The 17,409-nt window shown below is 70.9% G+C and carries 14 protein-coding genes and 1 pseudogene; 7 read left to right on the top strand and 8 right to left on the bottom strand.

Features of this window, described 5'->3' with window-relative positions; all coding sequences use genetic code 11:
- Positions 1–3: 3 nt before the first annotated feature.
- The 4 genes from PGN25_10465 (at position 4) to PGN25_10450 (ending at position 4,097) form a co-directional block, all read left to right on the top strand.
- Positions 4–705, top strand: a complete 702-nt coding sequence (locus tag PGN25_10465) for a DUF1214 domain-containing protein (protein MEH3117991.1) — start codon at positions 4–6, stop codon at positions 703–705.
- Positions 702–1,298 (top strand): hypothetical protein, encoded by a 597-nt coding sequence (locus PGN25_10460; protein ID MEH3117990.1) that lies wholly within the window; start codon positions 702–704, stop codon positions 1,296–1,298. Before PGN25_10465 ends, PGN25_10460 begins: the two co-directional genes overlap by 4 nt.
- A 667-nt stretch (positions 1,299–1,965) precedes the next feature.
- Complete coding sequence (locus tag PGN25_10455) at positions 1,966–3,255, top strand: HlyC/CorC family transporter (GenBank protein MEH3117989.1); 1,290 nt, start codon at positions 1,966–1,968, stop codon at positions 3,253–3,255.
- A gap of 356 nt (positions 3,256–3,611) precedes the next feature.
- Positions 3,612–4,097 carry a MarR family transcriptional regulator gene (locus tag PGN25_10450; protein MEH3117988.1) on the top strand — a complete coding sequence of 162 codons (486 nt, stop codon included), beginning with the start codon at positions 3,612–3,614 and terminating at the stop codon, positions 4,095–4,097.
- Positions 4,098–4,188: 91 nt separating this feature from the next.
- On the opposite strand, the gene PGN25_10445 is transcribed toward PGN25_10450, so the two are convergent.
- Entirely contained in the window at positions 4,189–4,551 is a 363-nt protein-coding gene (locus PGN25_10445; GenBank protein ID MEH3117987.1) for a cytochrome c family protein, read from the bottom strand.
- A 319-nt stretch (positions 4,552–4,870) separates the two neighbouring features.
- On the opposite strand from PGN25_10445, the gene PGN25_10440 reads away from it, so the two are divergent.
- Positions 4,871–6,304, top strand: a complete 1,434-nt coding sequence (locus PGN25_10440) for an FAD-binding protein (protein ID MEH3117986.1) — start codon at positions 4,871–4,873, stop codon at positions 6,302–6,304.
- A gap of 168 nt (positions 6,305–6,472) precedes the next feature.
- On the opposite strand, the gene rlmJ is transcribed toward PGN25_10440, so the two are convergent.
- From rlmJ to PGN25_10420, 4 genes are all read right to left on the bottom strand, one after another.
- Positions 6,473–7,279 carry a 23S rRNA (adenine(2030)-N(6))-methyltransferase RlmJ gene (gene rlmJ / locus PGN25_10435; GenBank protein ID MEH3117985.1) on the bottom strand — a complete coding sequence of 269 codons (807 nt, stop codon included), beginning with the start codon at positions 7,277–7,279 and terminating at the stop codon, positions 6,473–6,475.
- A 496-nt stretch (positions 7,280–7,775) separates the two neighbouring features.
- Positions 7,776–8,450 (bottom strand): ribonuclease T2, encoded by a 675-nt coding sequence (locus tag PGN25_10430; protein MEH3117984.1) that lies wholly within the window; start codon positions 8,448–8,450, stop codon positions 7,776–7,778.
- A gap of 358 nt (positions 8,451–8,808) precedes the next feature.
- Positions 8,809–9,276 (bottom strand): hypothetical protein, encoded by a 468-nt coding sequence (locus tag PGN25_10425; GenBank protein MEH3117983.1) that lies wholly within the window; start codon positions 9,274–9,276, stop codon positions 8,809–8,811.
- A gap of 179 nt (positions 9,277–9,455) precedes the next feature.
- Positions 9,456–10,460 (bottom strand): extensin family protein, encoded by a 1,005-nt coding sequence (locus PGN25_10420; protein ID MEH3117982.1) that lies wholly within the window; start codon positions 10,458–10,460, stop codon positions 9,456–9,458.
- Between the two features lie 113 nt (positions 10,461–10,573).
- Between PGN25_10420 and PGN25_10415 the strand changes: the two genes are divergently transcribed.
- Positions 10,574–11,800 (top strand): amidase, encoded by a 1,227-nt coding sequence (locus tag PGN25_10415; GenBank protein ID MEH3117981.1) that lies wholly within the window; start codon positions 10,574–10,576, stop codon positions 11,798–11,800.
- A gap of 724 nt (positions 11,801–12,524) precedes the next feature.
- Here the strand turns inward: PGN25_10415 and PGN25_10410 are convergent.
- The 3 genes and pseudogenes from PGN25_10410 to PGN25_10400 all read right to left on the bottom strand — a co-directional run bounded on the left by PGN25_10410 (position 12,525) and on the right by PGN25_10400 (position 15,595).
- Positions 12,525–12,842: pseudogene (locus PGN25_10410) on the bottom strand (hypothetical protein).
- Between the two features lie 6 nt (positions 12,843–12,848).
- A complete protein-coding gene (locus PGN25_10405) occupies positions 12,849–15,143 on the bottom strand; it encodes a xanthine dehydrogenase family protein molybdopterin-binding subunit (protein ID MEH3117980.1) in 2,295 nt (764 codons plus the stop codon).
- Positions 15,140–15,595, bottom strand: a complete 456-nt coding sequence (locus PGN25_10400; protein ID MEH3117979.1) for a (2Fe-2S)-binding protein — start codon at positions 15,593–15,595, stop codon at positions 15,140–15,142. Before PGN25_10400 ends, PGN25_10405 begins: the two co-directional genes overlap by 4 nt.
- Before the next feature lie 228 nt (positions 15,596–15,823).
- On the opposite strand from PGN25_10400, the gene PGN25_10395 reads away from it, so the two are divergent.
- Positions 15,824–17,365 carry a HAMP domain-containing sensor histidine kinase gene (locus PGN25_10395; protein MEH3117978.1) on the top strand — a complete coding sequence of 514 codons (1,542 nt, stop codon included), beginning with the start codon at positions 15,824–15,826 and terminating at the stop codon, positions 17,363–17,365.
- Positions 17,366–17,409: the final 44 nt, after the last annotated feature.

Here is a 17,409-nt window from a genome sequence, read left to right as displayed (position 1 = left end):
GCCATGGCGATGTCGAGCGGTATCGGCCCGGCGGGCGGCACCCCTGCGCGCGAAGGATTCGTGCCCGAAGGAAACGGTTCCGCGCGCCTGCGCCGCCTTGCGCGAGGGGCCGCCTCGCGCAGTTCCCGGGTCGGGCTGTTCGTCTATGCGCTGACGCTCGGCGGCCTGCTCGGGCTCGCCAGCGCCGACTACGCCACCAGCGGCGGCTATCCCTTCGGCGGCACGCGCATCGGAAGCTGGACCGCGTGGCCGCGGGCGGGCTCGCTCGATTCCGACCCTTACACCCGCGCCGTCAACGCGCGGCGCGGCGACATCCCGCTCGCGGTCGGCGAGGGCATGCTGCTCACAGCAGCCGACGACGACGCCGGGCGCACCCTCGATGCCACCTGCACCTACCGGCTGGCCGGGGTCACGCCCCCCGCCCGGGCCTGGACCATCACCGTGACGGGCCGCGGCGCCCCGGAGCCGGGCCGGGAGCCGGTGCGGATGGGCTTCACCTCGACCGAGATCCTGCGCGAGCCCGACGGCCGCTTCGCGATCCTGCTCGGCCCCGAGGTGCAGCCGGGCAACTGGCTGCCGATGCCGCGGCCGAGCGGGCCGGTGCGGCTGGCGCTGCGCCTCTACGACACGCCGGTGGCGGCCAGTGTCGGCTCGCTCGACCGCGACAGCCTGCCCGCGATCGAGCGCACGGGGTGCGGCTCATGAGCCGGAGCGCGTTTCTGCTCGCCACCGCCTGCGGCCTCGTCATCGCCGGGATCGTCCACATCGCCACGGTGCTGGCGATCCCGCGCTTCTCGGAAGGGGATGCCTTCACCCGCGCCCGGGCGAGCGAGACCCTCGATCACCCCTTGCGCATCCACGGGCTCGCCGGCGCGCCCGCGGCGAACGGGGAATGGCTGCCGAACCCCGATCCGGGGGTCTCGGTCGGCGTCTGCTCCTACGATCTCGACGACGGGCCGATGCGCGTCTCGGCCCAGGCCGGTTCGCTGATGCTCTCGGTCTCGATGCACAGCCGCCGCGGCGCCTTCTACGCGGTGACCGATCAGGCGGCGGTGCGCGGCGGCCTCGACCTCGTGGTGATGACCCGCGCCCAGTACGACGAGGCGCTCGCCAACGACGTGGCCGGCGAGATCAACCGCGACGTGCGCATCGTCGCCCCGGCCCGGCGCGGCTTCGCCGTGGTCCGCGTGATCGCCGCGCTCCCCAGCGAGCGCGCCCTGGCGGACGCGGCGGTGCAGGCGGTCTCCTGCACCATCGACAGCCCGGCCGAGCCGACCGGGGAGGGGGACAAGGGCTGAGAGCCTGTTCGACTGCGGTGATCCCATCTCGCCCCTCAGGCTGAAGGTGGGGATGGGAGCCATGGCTTTCCGCTCGCCTTGCCGTTGCCTGGCGAAGACACGTCGGCCGTCAAACAGGCTCTGATACCGTTTCCGATTGATCGCTTCGGGCTTGGGCCCCCTCCGTCATCGCGAGCGGCCGCGAAGCGATCCAGGGCGCGACCTGTCCGGAAAGTTCGCGCCCTGGATCGCCACGGCTTCGCCTCGCGATGACGCAGGAGAGGCCGAAGTCAGCAACCGGATATCGTATCATACCAAGCGGCGATGAGGATCACGCATCGTCGGCTGCCCCCGCGACCGCGGGGCGGCGATCATCCGCCGGATGCGCCGATCCCGACCATCGGTCCGGATCGGCGCCGCTTGGTATGAGAGGGGCGTGCGAAAAGCCCTCCCCTCCGCGGGGGAGGATGCCTCGCGGATGCGAGGCGGGAGAGGGACCTGCTCAGGTCCATCCGGAAGCGGCGCCCCCTTGCCCGACCCCTTCGGGAGCCACCCTCTCCCGCGGAGGGGAGGGGGGCGCCGGGCTCCATCCCCGAAACTCCAAAGTCTCGCCGCGCCGCGATAGAATGCGCGAGGACGGCGGGCTCGCCGCCCGTGCAGAAGACCTGCCCCCGGACCTGCCGCGCCCATGGACCGTACCGAATTCTGGCTCGCCGGGGCGATCGTCCTGATCGCTCTGATCCTGTCCGCCTTCTTCGCCGGGGCGGAGACCGCCTACACCGCCGCCTCGCGGGCGCGGATGCTGTCCCTGGAGACCGGCGGCAGCCGCCGGGCGGCCCTGGTCAACCGCATCCTCGATGACCGCGAGCGCTTCATCGGCGCCATGCTGATCGGCTACAACGTGGTGGCGATCGGAGCCTCGGCCTTCACCGCCGCGGTGCTCACGAGCCTGTTCGGCCGGGAAGGCGTGCTCTACGCCACCGCCGCGACCTCGGTGCTCGTCATCGTCTTCGCGCAGGTGCTGCCGAAGATCCTGTCGATCAACAATCCCGACCGGATCGCCCTGGCCTCGGCCCGGCCGGTGGCCTACGCGGTCGGCATCCTGGGCCCGCCGGCGCTGGCGGTGGAGGGGCTGGTGCGGGCCATGCTGCGCCCGCTCGGTCTCTCCATCGATGCCGGCCGCTCGATCCTGACGCCGCGGGAGGAGATCCGCGGCCAGGTCGCCCTGCTGCACCGCGAGGGCGGGGTCGAGAAGTCCGACCGCGACATGCTGGGCGGGCTGCTCGACCTCGACGAGCTGACCGTCTCCGAGGTGATGGTCCACCGCACCAAGATGCGCACCATCGACGCGAGCCTGCCGCCCGAGGAGATCGTGCGCGCTGTGCTGGCCTCGCCCTACACCCGCATGCCGCTCTGGCGGGACGGCCACGAGAACATCGTCGGCGTGCTCCACGCCAAGGATCTGCTGCGGGCGCTCGCCGCCGCCGGGGGCGATGCGGCCTCCCTCAGGGTCGAGGCGCTGGCGCTGGAGACGTGGTTCGTGCCCGGCACCACCACCCTGCGCGACCAGCTCAAGGCGTTCCTGGCGCGCAAGACCCACTTCGCCCTCGTCGTCGACGAGTACGGCGAGGTGATGGGCCTCGTGACGCTGGAGGACATCCTGGAGGAGATCGTCGGCGACATCGCCGACGAGCACGACGTCGCCGTCTCCGGCGTGCGCCCGCAGCCCGACGGCTCGGTCCACGCCGATGGCGGCGTGCCGATCCGCGATCTCAACCGGGCGATGGACTGGAACCTGCCCGACGCCGAGGCGACCACGGTGGCCGGGCTCGTCATCCACGAGGCCCGGGCGATCCCCGATGCCGGCACCGCCTTCAGCTTCCACGGCTTCCGCTTCCAGGTGCTGCGCAAGGCCAAGAACCGCATCACCACGCTGCGGATCACGCCGCTGGCACCGGCCAAGCGCGACGAGGGGTAGCGTCGCACCTCCCGCGCAGCACGGAAAAGGCGCGGTCCATGCGGATGAAGGCGAAAGCCATGCGCGTGGTTCGATTGTACCCACGAGGATTTTTCTTTAGGGTTCAGGGCTTAGGTCCGCCGCAGGGATTCCGCCGCGTGGGCTGCCATCGGCCGGAACGCGCGGCGCGGAGAGGGCGAAGTGCCGCGCGGAGCGGTTGCCATTCCGTGCAGGTCGTTCCACCGAAGGTGGCGGCGGATCGCGGGAGCGGCCGCACGATTCGCGAAGGCGGCTCGCCGCCCCCATATCGCCGGTGCCGGGCGCGTTCGCGCGTCCGGAAGAGCCAGTGCGCAGTGTGCGCACCGAGGAAGAGTGCCATGAGTCAACCGGGCCGCGATGACCCGCAATTCCTGGACAACCAGCTCTGCTTCGCCGTTTACGCGGCAGCGCATGCCTTCGGCCGCGCTTATCGCAGCCTGCTGGCCCATCACGAATTGACCTACCCGCAATACCTCGTTCTGCTGGTGCTGTGGGAGGAGGAGGGTCTGTCGGTCAAGGAGATCGGCAGCCGGCTGTTCCTCGATTCCGGAACCCTCACGCCGCTGCTCAAGCGCCTGGAGGCCTCGGGCCATGTCCGCCGCGCCCGCGACCGGCCGGACGAGCGCCAGGTCAGCATCTTCCTCACGGAGAAGGGGCGCGGGCTCAAGGGCAAGATGGACTGCCTGCCCCACACGGTGGGCGGCATGACCGGCATGACCCTCGACCAGCGGCGCACGCTCCTCGAAAGCCTCGCTTCGATGCGCGACGAACTTCATGCCCGCGCCGGCAGTGTCGAGATGCCGGAAACGGCTTCCCCCTGCTGACGCATTCGCGCGAAAAGGCCCTCACGACGAGAAAAGCCGCCCCGAGGGGCGGCTTTCCGTGTCGGCCGGACGAGCCCGAAGGCGTCGGGCCTCAGGACTTGGTCTTGAGATAGGCGATGATGTCGTCGACCTTCTTCGGATCCTTGATGCCCGGGAAGACCATCTTGGTGCCGGGCACCTTCTTCTTCGGATCGGTGAGCCACTCCTTGAGGTTGGCCTCGTCCCAGGTGATGCCGGACTTCTTCATCGCGTCGGAGAAGGCGTAGCCGTCGGCACCCTCGCCGGCCTTGGACCCGACGACGCCCTTCAGGGTCGGGCCGACGCCGTTCTTCTCGAAGTTGTGGCAGGCCTTGCAGGGAGCGAACGCCTTCTCGCCAGCGGCGGCATCGCCCTCGGCGTGGGCGGCGACAGGCAGCAGCACCGCGAGCGCGGCGCCGAGGATGAGATGACGCATCGTTGTTTTCCTCCTTGGATCGGCCGAAGCCGGCTTGCTTATGGCAGAGCCTTTTGCCTTAGAACAGATATAGACTGCGCCGGCCTGCCGTCCAGTCGGCGACCGCATGAGGGACAGGGAACCGCCCTGCATCCCTGTGGACTTTCGGCCGGACTTCGGCTCGATAGCGTCCGGGCGAACCTTGCGATGCTCGGCCTGAAGCGCGGCTGAAGGTCGGATCGCGTTGCCCGTGAACCGCCCGACGACGCGACGAAATCGGAAGTCCCGCGCCCAGCCGGGCGAACGGCCTCGAGGCGACCTTTCGGAGGAGATGCCGGCCATGTCGATTGCCTTCCCCGTCCCGGATGCGGACGTCGTCGCCCGCCGCGATTCCATCATCGCGGGCCTGTCGGCCCTGGTCGCGCCCGAGGCCCTGGTGACGAGCGAGGACGAGCGCCGCGCCTTCGAGACCGACGGGCTGACCGCCTACCGCAAGATGCCGCTCGCCGTGGTGCTGCCCTCCACGACGCGGGAGGTGTCCGCCGTGATGGCCTTCTGCCATGCCAACGGCGTGCCGGTGGTGGCCCGCGGTGCCGGCACCTCGCTCGCCGGCGGGGCCATCGCCCAGGAAGACGCGATCATCCTCGGCGTGGGCAAGATGACCCGCATCCTCGACCTCGACTTCGCCAATCGCACCGCCCGGGTCGAGGCCGGCATCACCAACCTCGCCATCTCCGGCGCGGTGGCGCACGAGGGCTTCTTCTACGCCCCCGACCCGTCGAGCCAGCTCGCCTGCACCATCGCCGGCAACATCGCCATGAACTCGGGGGGAGCGCACTGCCTGAAATACGGCGTGACCACCAACAACCTGATGGGCGTGACGCTGGTGACCAACGACGGCACCGTGGTCGAGATCGGCGGCGAGCATCTCGACGCCGCCGGCTACGACCTGCTCGGCCTGATCTGCGGTTCGGAAGGCCAGCTCGGCATCGTCACCGAGGCGACCGTGCGCATCCTGCGCGCGGCCGAGGGCGCGCGGCCGGCCCTGGTCGGCTTCGCCTCGGTCGAGGATGCCGGCGCCTGCACCGCGGCGATCATCGCCGCCGGCATCATCCCCGTCGCCATCGAGTACATGGACCGCGAGGCGATCCTCATCACCGACGACTTCGCCAAGGCCGGTTACCCGCGCGACGCCGCGGCGATGCTGATCATCGAGGTCGAGGGCTCCGACGAGGAATGCGCGGACATGCTGGCCCGCATCGAGGCCATCGCCGCGGGCTTCAACCCGACGAGCATCCGCGTCTCGAAGTCGGAGGCCGAGTCCGCCGCGATCTGGAAGGGGCGCAAATCCGCCTTCGGCGCCACGGGGCGCATCTCCGACTACATCTGCATGGACGGCACGATCCCCACGGGCCAGCTCGGCCACGTGCTGGAGCGGATCGGCGCGATCTGCGCGGAGCAGGGTCTTCGCGTCGCCAACGTGTTCCATGCCGGCGACGGCAACCTGCATCCGCTGATCCTGTTCGACATCAACCGGCCCGGCGAGTTGCAGAAGGCCGAGGCCGCGGGCGACGCGATCCTCAAGCTCTGCGTCGAGGTCGGCGGCTGCCTCACCGGCGAACACGGCGTCGGCATCGAGAAGCGCGAGCTGATGCGCTTCCAGTACGGGCAGGCCGACCTCGATCAGCAGATGCGGGTGCGCAACGTGTTCGATCCCGCCTGGCTGATGAACCCGGCCAAGGTATTCCCGCTGGAGGGGCGGGTCGCGGCCTGAGCCTTCGGCGGCTTCGGAACGGAGCGGGATTTCTGTATCCGGCCTGCATCGCGCCCCGGATGGCTGGTGCTCCCCGTCATTGCGAGCCGTCAGGCGAAGCCATCCAGGATCGCGACGGCGCCGAATGAGGCTTTGAGCGGTCCGACACCATTCACCGGCAGGATCGCTTCAGGCACTCGGCCCGAGCCGCTCGCAGCGGAACGCTCCGTAGCCGCTGCGGGCGAGCCGCTCGGCGAGGGCGGGCAGAAACGCCTCGGCCTCCGCCGCCAGCGTCCAGGGCGGGTTGACGACGACGAGGCCGGTGCCGGCGAGCCGCGTCGGATCGTCGGGCCGCTCGATCATCAGGTCGAGGCGAAGCGCCGGCCGCTCCAGGCCCGCGTCGAGCGCGGCGGCCATACGGTCGACGCCCGGGACGTCCTTGATCGGATACCAGCCGAGATAGACGCCCGTCGGCCACTTCCGCACGGCCTTGAGCAGGCTCATGCCGAGGCGATCGATCTCGCCGCGCTCCTCGTAGGGCGGGTCGATCAGCACGAGGCCGCGGCGCTCGGGCGGAGGGATCAGCGCGTTCAGAGCGGTCCAGCCGTCGAGATGCATCACCTTGGTGCGGGAATCGCTGGCGAAGCGCCGCGCCAGCGTCGCGGCGTCGGCCGGGTGGAGCTCCACGAACACGCCCTTGTCGCCGGCGCGCAGATGCGCGCGGATGATCGCGGGCGAGCCGGGATAGGTGGTGACGCCGTGGCGGGCCCGCACGGCGGCGACCGCCGCGCGGTAGGGCGCGAGCAGCGCCTCGACCTCCGGGGCGAACGGCGCATCGAGCCGGCCGAAGCCGTCGTGCCACTCGCCCGTGCGGCCGGCTTCCTCCGCTTCGAGATCGTAGACGCCGAGTCCCGCATGGGTGTCGATCGCCCGGAACGGCTTGTCCTTGGCGCACAGATGCACGAGCACGCGGGTCAGCACGAGATGCTTGAGCACGTCCGCGAAGTTGCCGGCGTGGAAGGCGTGACGGTAGTTCAGGGCGCGTTTCCAGGATTCAGGACATGAGGGCGCAACCTCGGGAGCCCTGTGAACCGAGGCTGCTCGACCGCCGCCGTTGACGGGCGGGGCGGCCAGCATCACCGCGACGAAAACGCGAGACGGTTGGCGCCTAGAGCATCGACCTCGCCGATCTGAGCAAGATCGTCTGAGACGCCATCCGGTTGATGACTTCGGCCTCTCCTGCGTCATCGCGAGGCGAAGCCGTGGCGATCCAGGGCGCGCCCTTTCCGGACATGCCCGCGCCCTGGATCGCTTCGCGGCCGCTCGCGAGGACGGAGGGGGGGACGAAACCCGAAGCGATCAATCGGAAACGGTATGACACGGGGCCGGCGGGCTGCCACCTGCCGGCCCCACCGCGGGAGATAATGCGGATTCCGGAAAAACCAAAACCGGCGAAACCCGTGTCTTCAGCGAAAAGGCGGTGCTTCGCGCGTCAGCGCGCCGTCTCGATCGCCACCGCGCCCGCGCGGCAGTTCCGGCGCGCCACCTCGGGGCAGGGGGTGAATCCGCGCAGATCCTTCGAGAAGCAGATCCGCACCTCCTGCAACTGGCCGCGGCGGCAGGTCACCGACATCATGTCCGGGCGCAGGCCCTTGTTGGCCATCACGAACTGGCGGGCGATCTCGATCGGTGCGGCCCGCGTGTCGCCCTCCGGCCTCACGAAGCTCTCGGGGATCGTCACGGCTTCGCGGGCCGTCTTCACCGCCTTGAAGTAGGCGACCGGATCGAGGCCGGAGCAGGTGCCGTGGGTGCGCCACTCGTGGCGGGCCAGCCCCTCGCTCGGCATGATCTCGCCCGCGGCCTCCACCGCGTTGCAGGTGAGCGGGCGCTCCGCCGCCGAGCAGTTCGAGGGGAAGCCGCGCTCGTGTTGCGGCCATAGCCCGTGGACGACGAAGCCGAGGCCGCGGCCCGGGGCGCATTGGCCGTTGCGGTCGCGGCGCGCTCCTTCGCCGTCGCAGTAGGTCGGCGACCAAGAGAGGGCCAGAACGTAGAAGTCGAAGCGGCCGGGCTCGCCGCCGCGGCGGAATCCGCCGAAATCCTGCGCCTGCGCGCCGGAGGCCAGGGTGAGGCCGAGGGCCAGGGCGGCGAGGCGATGGAGGCGGGGCATGAGCGGGACTCGGGATCGGGGACGCCTCGGGACGATGCCGGGCGTGGCCTGCAAGTCAAGCTTGCATCCGCTTGGCACGGGGATGCGAACCCAGGTCAACGAAACAGGCTTTCGGGATGCGGGGTGGCTACCCCGACACCCGACGATCGTCCTTCCGGGGCGCTGACAAGCGAGCCCGGAATCCACGACTGGCCCCGCCGCCCGGCTTCGGTGACGCATCACGGGTGGATGGCCCGCCTGCGGCGCGCCCCTTCGGGTCCGGGTTCCGCTGCGCGGCCCCGGAATGACGGCGGTGATGAGCCGGAGGGGGAACAGAGCTGACCGGACTTCGGAGCCCTTCCGCTGGGCCCGTGCCCGGTCAGGGCCGGGCCATCCGGCAGGCGGTGGCATAGGCGTAGGCGTTGTTGCGGTCGAGGCCGTGGACGCAGAAGTCGACGCCCCAGGTCGAGCCGATGATGCCGAGGCTCTCGCGCACCGAGTAATCGACCTTGCGCCGCACCCCGTCCGAGGTGGTGGCGAGGGCCGAGCAGAAGCGGCGCGGGATGAAGTCGACGCCGTAGGGCCGCCAGGCCGTGCGCTCGATCCGCTCGTAGGAGACGATCGTCAGCGACGAGTTCCAGAACTTCGCCTCCTTCTCGGCGAACTGGGTCGAGACCGATTCCAGCACGTCGGCGTCCTGGCAGCCGGGAATGTCGGCGTCGTAGGGGAAGGTCTGCTCCTCGGCCGGCGAGATCTCTTCGCGCCCCGATCGGGCGTAAGCCGGCAGCAGGGAAGAGGCCGCGACGAGGCCGAGCGCCAGGACGGCGAGGGGAAGGTTCGGGCGCATGCCGCTCTGGTCCGCCTGTTGAGGGTGCCGCGGCGCGACGCCGCTCCTGCGGGGCGTATCGCGGCGGGCACCGGATGGGCGAAAGACGATGCGCCGCGCCCGCTCCAAGTCAAGCTTGGACCGGGCGCGGACGCCGCTTTCGGCTCGCCCTGGGGTGTGCCGGGCACACCCCGAAGGGATCAATAGATCGGCTCGCTCGACGGGCCCGGCGCGGCGAGCGACAGCGGCTCGTAGGCCGCGTCGTGGGCCGGGACGGGAGAGCGCGGCCGGCTCGGCGGGGACGCGGTGTAGGCCGTGGGTGCCGGAGCGGCCGGCGCATGGGAGACGGGTTCGTGAGAGACGGGCGCATGGGCGACGCGGGTGCCGGTCGTGCGCGCGGAGGTCGGTGCGATGCCGTAGGGATCGTCCTCCTCCACGTCGATGGGGGCCTGGGACGGGACGGTCTGGCGCGCGGGCGGGCGAGGCGAGGCCAGCGGCCGGGGCGAGCCGTCGGCCGCGGTGAGCTGCGACTCGAACTTGAGCAGCGGCTTGCAGATGCGCTTCAGGCCGCGCGGGTCGTGCATCGCCAGATCGACGTGGATGTGGTCGTAGTGGAACACGTTGGAGCCCGGCGCCAGCACCGTCGAGAACCGGGCGCACGCCCCCACGAACACTTCGCGCAAAAAGGCCTGCTCGGCCTCGGTGCCGCGCCAGCCACCCTTCACGGTGATGACGTGGCCGTCGGCGAGCGTGAAGGACATGATGTCGACGGCGTTGCCGAAGGAATGCTCCGACAGCTTGGCGCCGACCTGATTGTTGCGGCCCCGGCAGGAATACGAGCCCGCGTTGATCTCGGCGACCGGCACGCCGAAATACAGGTTGGCGGCGGGCTGGATCGTGTCGGCGAGCCACGCCTCGGCCTCGGCGAGCGCCGGGCAGCCGAGCGTCATCCGCTGCTTGAGCGCCACCGTTCCGTTGCCGAGCCGGGTGACCCGGAACGGCTGCTGCATGCCGCAGGGGCCGGGACCGTCGATCTCGCGGCCGAGCGAGACGTAGGCCGTCGGCTGCACGAGCTTGCGGGCGATGCACATCTGCTCCGCCTGGTCGCGCCATGCCTCCCGGCGCTCGAACCGGTTGATCGCACAGCCCGTGAGCCCCGCGCCGAACAGCACCAGGGCCGAGAACGCTAACGCTTTACGCCACATGGTGCCCAGGATGCGCACCACCCCGTAAACGGGCCGCTAACGATGCCGCATCGCGCTTGGCTTCTCGATGGAGCGCTGTTGACAGATCCGATACGGGCCCCGAGTCGGAGCGCATGATCTCGCTCCTCGACACCCGCGCCCGCATCGCGGGCGGCATCCTCCCGGCGGCGGAGGCGATCCGCGCGGCGCGGGCCCGGATCGCCGAGCGCGATTCCTCCATCGGCGCAGTCCTGCGTCTCGCGCCCGAGGCGCCTGTACCCGAGAGCGGGCCGCTTGCCGGCATCGCGGTCGGGATCAAGGACATCATCGACACCGCCGACATGGCGACCGAGTACGGCTCCGGCCTCTATGCCGGCTGGCGCCCGCGGGCCGATGCGGCCATCGTCTCGCGGCTGCGGGCGCTCGGCGCCGTGCCGCTGGCCAAGACCGCGACCACGGCCTTCGCCGGCCTCGACCCCGCCGCCACCGTCAACCCGCGCGATCCCGGCCACACGCCCGGCGGTTCCTCCTCGGGCTCGGCTGCCGCGGTCGCGGCCGGGCTGCTGCCGCTGGCGTTCGGCACGCAGACCGGCGGCTCGGTGATCCGCCCGGCGGCCTTCTGCGGGGTCGCGGCGATTAAGCCCTCGTTCCGGCTGCTGCCGACGGTGGGCGTCAAGACCTTCTCCTGGGCGCTCGACACGGTGGGCCTGTTCGGCGCCTCGGTGGCCGACATCGCCCACGCGCTGGCGCTGATCGCCGACCGGCCGGGGATCGAGGCGCCCGCGCCCGAGCGCCCGCGCCTCGCGCTCTGCCTCCAGGACTTCGCCGGCAGCCCCGACGCGGATGCCGTCGCGGCCCTGACCCGCGCGGCGCGGGCCGCCGAGCGGGCCGGTGCGGCGGTGAGCGACCTCGTCCTGCCGGAAGCCCTGGCGCGGGCCTGGGCCGCGCACCCGACCGTGCAGGATTTCGAGGCGCGCCAAGCGCTCGCCTGGGAATACGCTGCCCACCGCGACGCCCTGCCGCCGGTGCTGCGCGGCCAGCTCGACCGGGCGCAGGATCTCGGCGCGGCCGACTACGACGGCGCACGCCGCGCCGCGCACCGGGCGCGCCGCCTGCTCAAGGAAATGTTTTCGGGCTTCGACGCGATCCTGACAGTCTCCAGCGTCGGCCGCGCGCCGAAGGGGCTCGGTTCGACGGGCGATGCGCGCTTCAACCGGCTCTGGACGCTGATGGGCGTGCCCTGCGTGAACGTCCCGGTGCCCGGCGACGGCCTGCCGCTCGGCGTGCAGGTGGTCGCCCGCTTCGGCGACGACGGCCGTGCGCTCGGCATCGCGCGGATGATCGAGGGGGCGCTGGCGTAGCCGGGGAGGGCGCCGCCTCCCGGTTCCGTCGATCCCCCCGTCAGTCAGAGCCTGTTTGACTGCAGTGATCCCATCTCGCCCCTCATCCTGAGGTGCCGCGTGAGCGGCCTCGAAGGGGGCTCCAGATCCCGCTGCGATTCCTGGAGCACCCTTCGAGGCCTCCGCTGCGCTCCGGCACCTCAGGATGAGGGTTCAGGATGGGAGTAGGATCTTCCTCTCGCCTTGCCGTTGCCTGACGAAGACACGGCGGCCGGTCAAACAGGCTCTCATACCAAGCGGCCTGGACGCCGACCGATGGTCGTCTTCCCTGCGTCCGGTGGACGCCCGCCGCCGCGCCGGCAGCCGGCGACGAGCCGGGATCGTCGCCGTCTGGTATAAGTCGGCAAAACGATAGCGTTAATCCCTGGCCATCTCTTTGATCTTCGAAGTTTTGCTGCCGAGCGACGAAAATAACAAAGAAAGAATCCTGTTCGATGCACGGCTTTCGCGGCGGCCCTTCTCGGGAGCGTGATGGGGCGACCTTGCGTAAGCCCGCAGCGGGCAGACCGCTTGGCGGTGCGCCCGTGAGGTCGGGATCGCGTCCATGCGACCTGATACCGTTTCCGCTTGATCGCTTCGGGTTTGGCCCCCCCCTCCGTCATCGCGAGCGGCCGCGAAGCGATCCAGGGCGCGCCCTGGATCGCCACGGCTTCGCCTCGCGATGACGCAGGAGAGGCCGAAGTCATCAACCGGATGGCGTATGACACGCGCGGGTGCATCGCGTCAGGCGAGGCTGCCCTTTGCGGGGGGATCTCCTACCGGCCGATTCGCGCCGGTCGGTCAGCGGCGGGTCGATGGAGCAGTGCAGGGTGGTCTCGCCCAATTCGAAGCGCGTGCGCGCGTCGAGGGCGTAGGGGAGGGCCTTCTCGATCAACGCGCGGCCGAAGCCGCTCCGCTGCGGAAGCGGCTCCTCGCACGGACGCACGATGTCCCGCTCGCTCCGGTGCAGGGCGAGCCGCATCCGACCCTCATCGGCATAGGTCCGCGGACCGAGCCGTCCCGATCGGCGTTACGCTCCGCGCAGGTTTGACAGGTCGAGGGGCAGGGAGCGGAGACGCTGGCCGGTCGCGGTGAAGACCGCGTTGGCGATCGCGGGTGCCAGCACCGGCACGCCGGGCTCGCCGATGCCGGTCGGGGCGACCTCGGAGGGCACGATGTGGACCTCGACCCGGGGCATCTCGGAGATGCGGGTCGGCTGGTAGCTGTCGAAATTCGTCTCCTGCACCACGCCGTCCTTCAGGGTGATGCGGTTGCGCAGCACCGAGGACAGGGCGAAGCCGACCGCACCCTCGACCTGGGCGCGGACGATGTCCGGGTTGACCGCCACGCCGACATCGACCGCCGCGACGATGCGGTTGACTCGCACGCCGGAATCGCCCGCCGTCACGTCGGCGACCATCGCCACGTAGGAGCCGAAGGATTCGTGCACGGCGACGCCGAGGCCGCGGCCCTTCTCCGCGGACTTCCCGCTCCAGCCCGCCTTCTCGGCGGCGAGCCGCAGCACGCCCGACAGACGTGGCGCCCGGGTCAGCAGCGACAGCCGGTAGGCGACCGGATCGGCCCCTGCGGCATGCGCCAGCTCGTCGATGAACACCTCCATGACGTGGGCCGTATGGGTGTGGCCGACCGAGCGCCACCACAGGACCGGCACGCCCTCGCGTCCGTTATGGACCTCGAAGCGGTAGGCCGGCAGGGCGTAGGGCGTGTCGGAGGCGCCCTCCACCGTGGTCGCGTCGACGCCGTTCTTCACCAGCATCGCCTCGAACGGCGAGCCGACCAGGATCGACTTGCCCACCATGGTGTGGCGCCAGCCGGTGACCCGTCCCTCGGCGTCGAGCCCGGCCCGCAATGTGTGGTAGACCTGCGGCCGGTAATAGCCGCCGGCCATGTCGTCTTCGCGGGTCCAGACGAGGTGGACCGGCGCCTTGCCGTCCCAGGCCTTCACGATCGCGGCGGCCTCGGCGAAGTAGTCGGCGCCCGGGGTGGCGCGCCGTCCGAACGAGCCGCCGGCCCATTGCGTGTGCAGCCTCACCTTGTCGGGGGTGACGCCGAGCGTCGCGGCCACCACCGCCTGCTCCACCGTCTGGAGCTGGCAGCCGGCATAGACGTCGAACGAGCTGTCCGCCGCACGCTCGATGGTGGCGTTGAGGGGCTCCATGGCGGCGTGGGCGAGGTAGGGGAAGGAGAACTCGGCCTCGAGCACCTTGGCCGCGCCCTTGATGGCCGAATCGGCGTCGCCTCTTTGCGAGGCGACGAGGCCGGGCGTCTTGGCGGTCTCGCGATACTCGGCCAGGATCGCCTCGGAGGAGCGGGTCTCGGCGGCGGAATCGTCCCACTCGACCTTGAGCGCCTCGCGGGCCTTCATCGCGCTCCAGGTGTCGCGGGCGATCACCGCCACGCCGGTCGGGATCGCGACGATGCCGAGAACGCCGGGCATGCCCTGCGCGGCCTGCGAATCGACCCGCCTCACGCTGGCGCCGAAGCGCGGCGGGTGGGCGACCACCGCCGTGACCTGACCGGGGCGGCGGATGTCGAGGGAATAGATCGCGGTCCCGTCGGTCTTGGCCGCGGAATCGATGCGCGGCACGCGCCGGCCGATCAGCGTCCACTCGCCCGGCGACTTCAGGCGGGGATCCTGCGGCACCGGCTTCGCGGCGGCGGCCTCGGCAAATGCGCCGAAGCGGCCCTGCCTGCCCGACTTGTGGGCGAGGACGCCCTTCGCGACGGTGATCTCGGCGGCCGGCACGCCCCACGTCTCGGCCGCAGCGGAGACCAGCATGGCGCGGGCGGCGGCACCCGCCTTGCGCAACTGGAACCACGAATTCGCGATCGCCGTCGAGCCGCCGGTGCCCTGCACCGGGCCCATCAGCCCGTTGGCGTAGAGCTTGGCGTCGGCGAGGGCGAAGGCGACGCGCATCTGTACCCAGTCCGCGTCGAGCTCGTCGGCGAGGATGGTGGCCAGCCCCGTCGTGTTGCCCTGGCCCATGTCGAGATGCTTGATCGTCACCGTCACGCTGTCGTCGGCGGCGATCCGCACGAAGGCGTTGGGCTGGGCCGGCATCTTGGCCAGCGCGTCGGAGCCTTCCGCGGCGCGGGCGCCCTTCAGGTCGAGGCGGAAGGCGAGCAGCACGGCGCCCGCCGCCGCGCCGGCGAGGAAGGCGCGCCGCGAGGGGGCGGGCACGTCGTCTCGGTTCGACGCGCTTTCTCGCGCCGAACCGGCGACCGCTTCGGCGGAAAGCGCTTCGGTGAGATCGAGCTTGAGCATGCCGGGCTCCGGATGGTGAGAGGCTGCGAGGCGGCTCAGGCGAGCGAGCGGGCGGCTTCGTGGATGGCGGCGCGGATGCGCTGGTAGGTGCCGCAGCGGCAGACATTGCCGTCCATGGCGCCGTCGATGTCGGCGTCGCTGGGCTTCGGGTTGTCGCTGAGCAGACCGATGGCCGACATGATCTGGCCGGACTGGCAGTAGCCGCACTGGACCACGTCGAGGCCGCGCCAGGCCGCCTTGACCGCATCGGCCACCTTGCCCTCGACGCCCTCGATCGTGGTGATCTCGGCCTCCCCGACGTCGCCGATGCGGGTCTGGCAGGATCGCACCGGCCGGCCGTCCATGTGGACGGTGCAGGCGCCGCACTGGGCGATGCCGCAGCCGTACTTGGTGCCGGTCATGTCGAGCCGGTCGCGGATCACCCAGAGCAGGGGCATGTCGGGATCGGCGTCGACCTCCCGGGCCACGCCGTTCAGGTTGAGGGTCGGCATCGGGCGCGCTCCGGGATTTGGAATCGTTCCGATTCTGATCCCTCGCGCCCCCTCCCGATGTGCGTCAGCACACATGAATTCGGGATGGACCCGTCCCCACCCCGATCGAGACAATTCGCGCGCGTGTCGAAGCCGCTTCTTAACGGTTCGCGAGGCACGCTGACGGCTCCCCGATCCCTTCCCGGGCGCCGCAGCGATACGGCTGGCCCCCCTCGCGTTCCGATTGGCATGGCCGACCTCACAGCGGAGATGGTTCAGCGCGGGCGCGGGCCCTCCTCGCAGGAGGTGGCCAAGCGTCGCGGCATCGCGCGCGAGATGCGCTCGGTCCGCGAACGGCTGACTTCGACCAGCGGCCTGGAGCGGGCCTTCGACACCGAGCTGCTGCGCCTCTACGCGCAGTACCGGGTCGGGGCCGGCATCCCGCTCCTGTTGCTGGCGCTGGTCGTGGCCGGCGCCTCCTCGATCTGGGTGCCCGCCGTGACCGCGGCGGCCTGGTCGGCCGGGCCGCTCGCGGCCGTCACGCTGATGACGCTCCTGAGCCGCCGCTTCCTGCGTCAGGCGCCGGACAGCCTGCCGCTCACGCGCTGGCGCCACGTCTTCATCGCCGGGGAGTCCGGCCAGAGCCTCGCCTGGGCGATGCTGCTCCTGGCCGGCGTGCCCGAGGCGCGCACCTTCGCGCTGTTCGGCCTCGTCATCGTCGCGGCGGTGACGACGATGCTGGCCGCGACCGTCCCGGTCGCGGCCCTGTCCGGCCTGCTGCCGCTGATGCTCGCGGCGCTCTCGCTGCTCCTGTCCTCGCGCGACATGGACACGATGCTCCTCGTCGGAATGACGGTGGCGAGCCAACTGTTCTTCGCCGGCCTCGCCCGCCGGCTCTACGCCTCGGCCGTCGGCACGCTGCAGTCGCGGGCGGAGAAGGACGCGATCTTCACCGAACTCGAACAGGCCAAGGCCAATTCCGACGAGGCGCGGCGGCGGGCGGAGGAGGCGAACCTCGCCAAATCCCGCTTCCTCGCCACCATGAGCCACGAACTGCGCACGCCCCTGAACGCCATCCTCGGCTTCTCGGAGGTGATGAAGAACGAGGTGTTCGGCGCCCACGCCGCCCCGGCCTACCGGGAATACGCCACCGACATCCACGACAGCGGGATGCACCTGCTGAACCTGATCAACGAGATCCTCGACCTGTCGCGCATCGAGGCCGGGCGCTACGACCTCAGCGAGGAGGCGGTTCAGCTCGCCCACGCGGTCGAGGAATGCCGCCACATGATGACCCTGCGGGCCCGCAGCAAGGGCCAGACCTTCGCCAGCCTGATCGACGATTCCCTGCCGCGGCTCTGGGCCGACGAGCGGGCCCTGCGCCAGATCGTGCTCAACCTCCTGTCGAACGCGGTGAAGTTCACGCCGCCGGGCGGCGAGATCACGATCAAGGTCGGCTGGACCTCCTCGGGCGGGCAATATGTCAGCGTCAAGGATTCCGGGCCCGGCATCCCCGAGGACGAACTCGGCACGGTGATGTCCTCGTTCGGGCGCGGCTCCCTCGCGATCAAGACCGCCGAGCAGGGCTCCGGCCTCGGCCTGCCGATCGTGAAGGGGCTGGTCGATCTCCACGGCGGCGGCTTCCAGCTCAAGTCGAAGCCGCGCGAGGGCACCGAGGTGATCGTCACCTTCCCGGCGAGCCGCGGCATGGACACCCTGCCGGCGGTGGATCTCGCCGCCGAGAAGGCCCCCGCCGAAGCGGCCCCGCGCCGACGCGCGCGGGCGGCCTGATCGATCCCGACGCCGCGTGCTGGCGCGGCATCGGGCTGGGCTCG

Origin of the sequence: Methylorubrum populi, from assembly GCA_036946625.1 — a bacterium.
In the GTDB taxonomy this organism is placed as follows: domain Bacteria; phylum Pseudomonadota; class Alphaproteobacteria; order Rhizobiales; family Beijerinckiaceae; genus Methylobacterium; species Methylobacterium populi_C.
The sequence above is the reverse complement of the archived record's forward strand: the minus strand, read 5'-3'. Positions and strand labels throughout refer to the sequence as shown.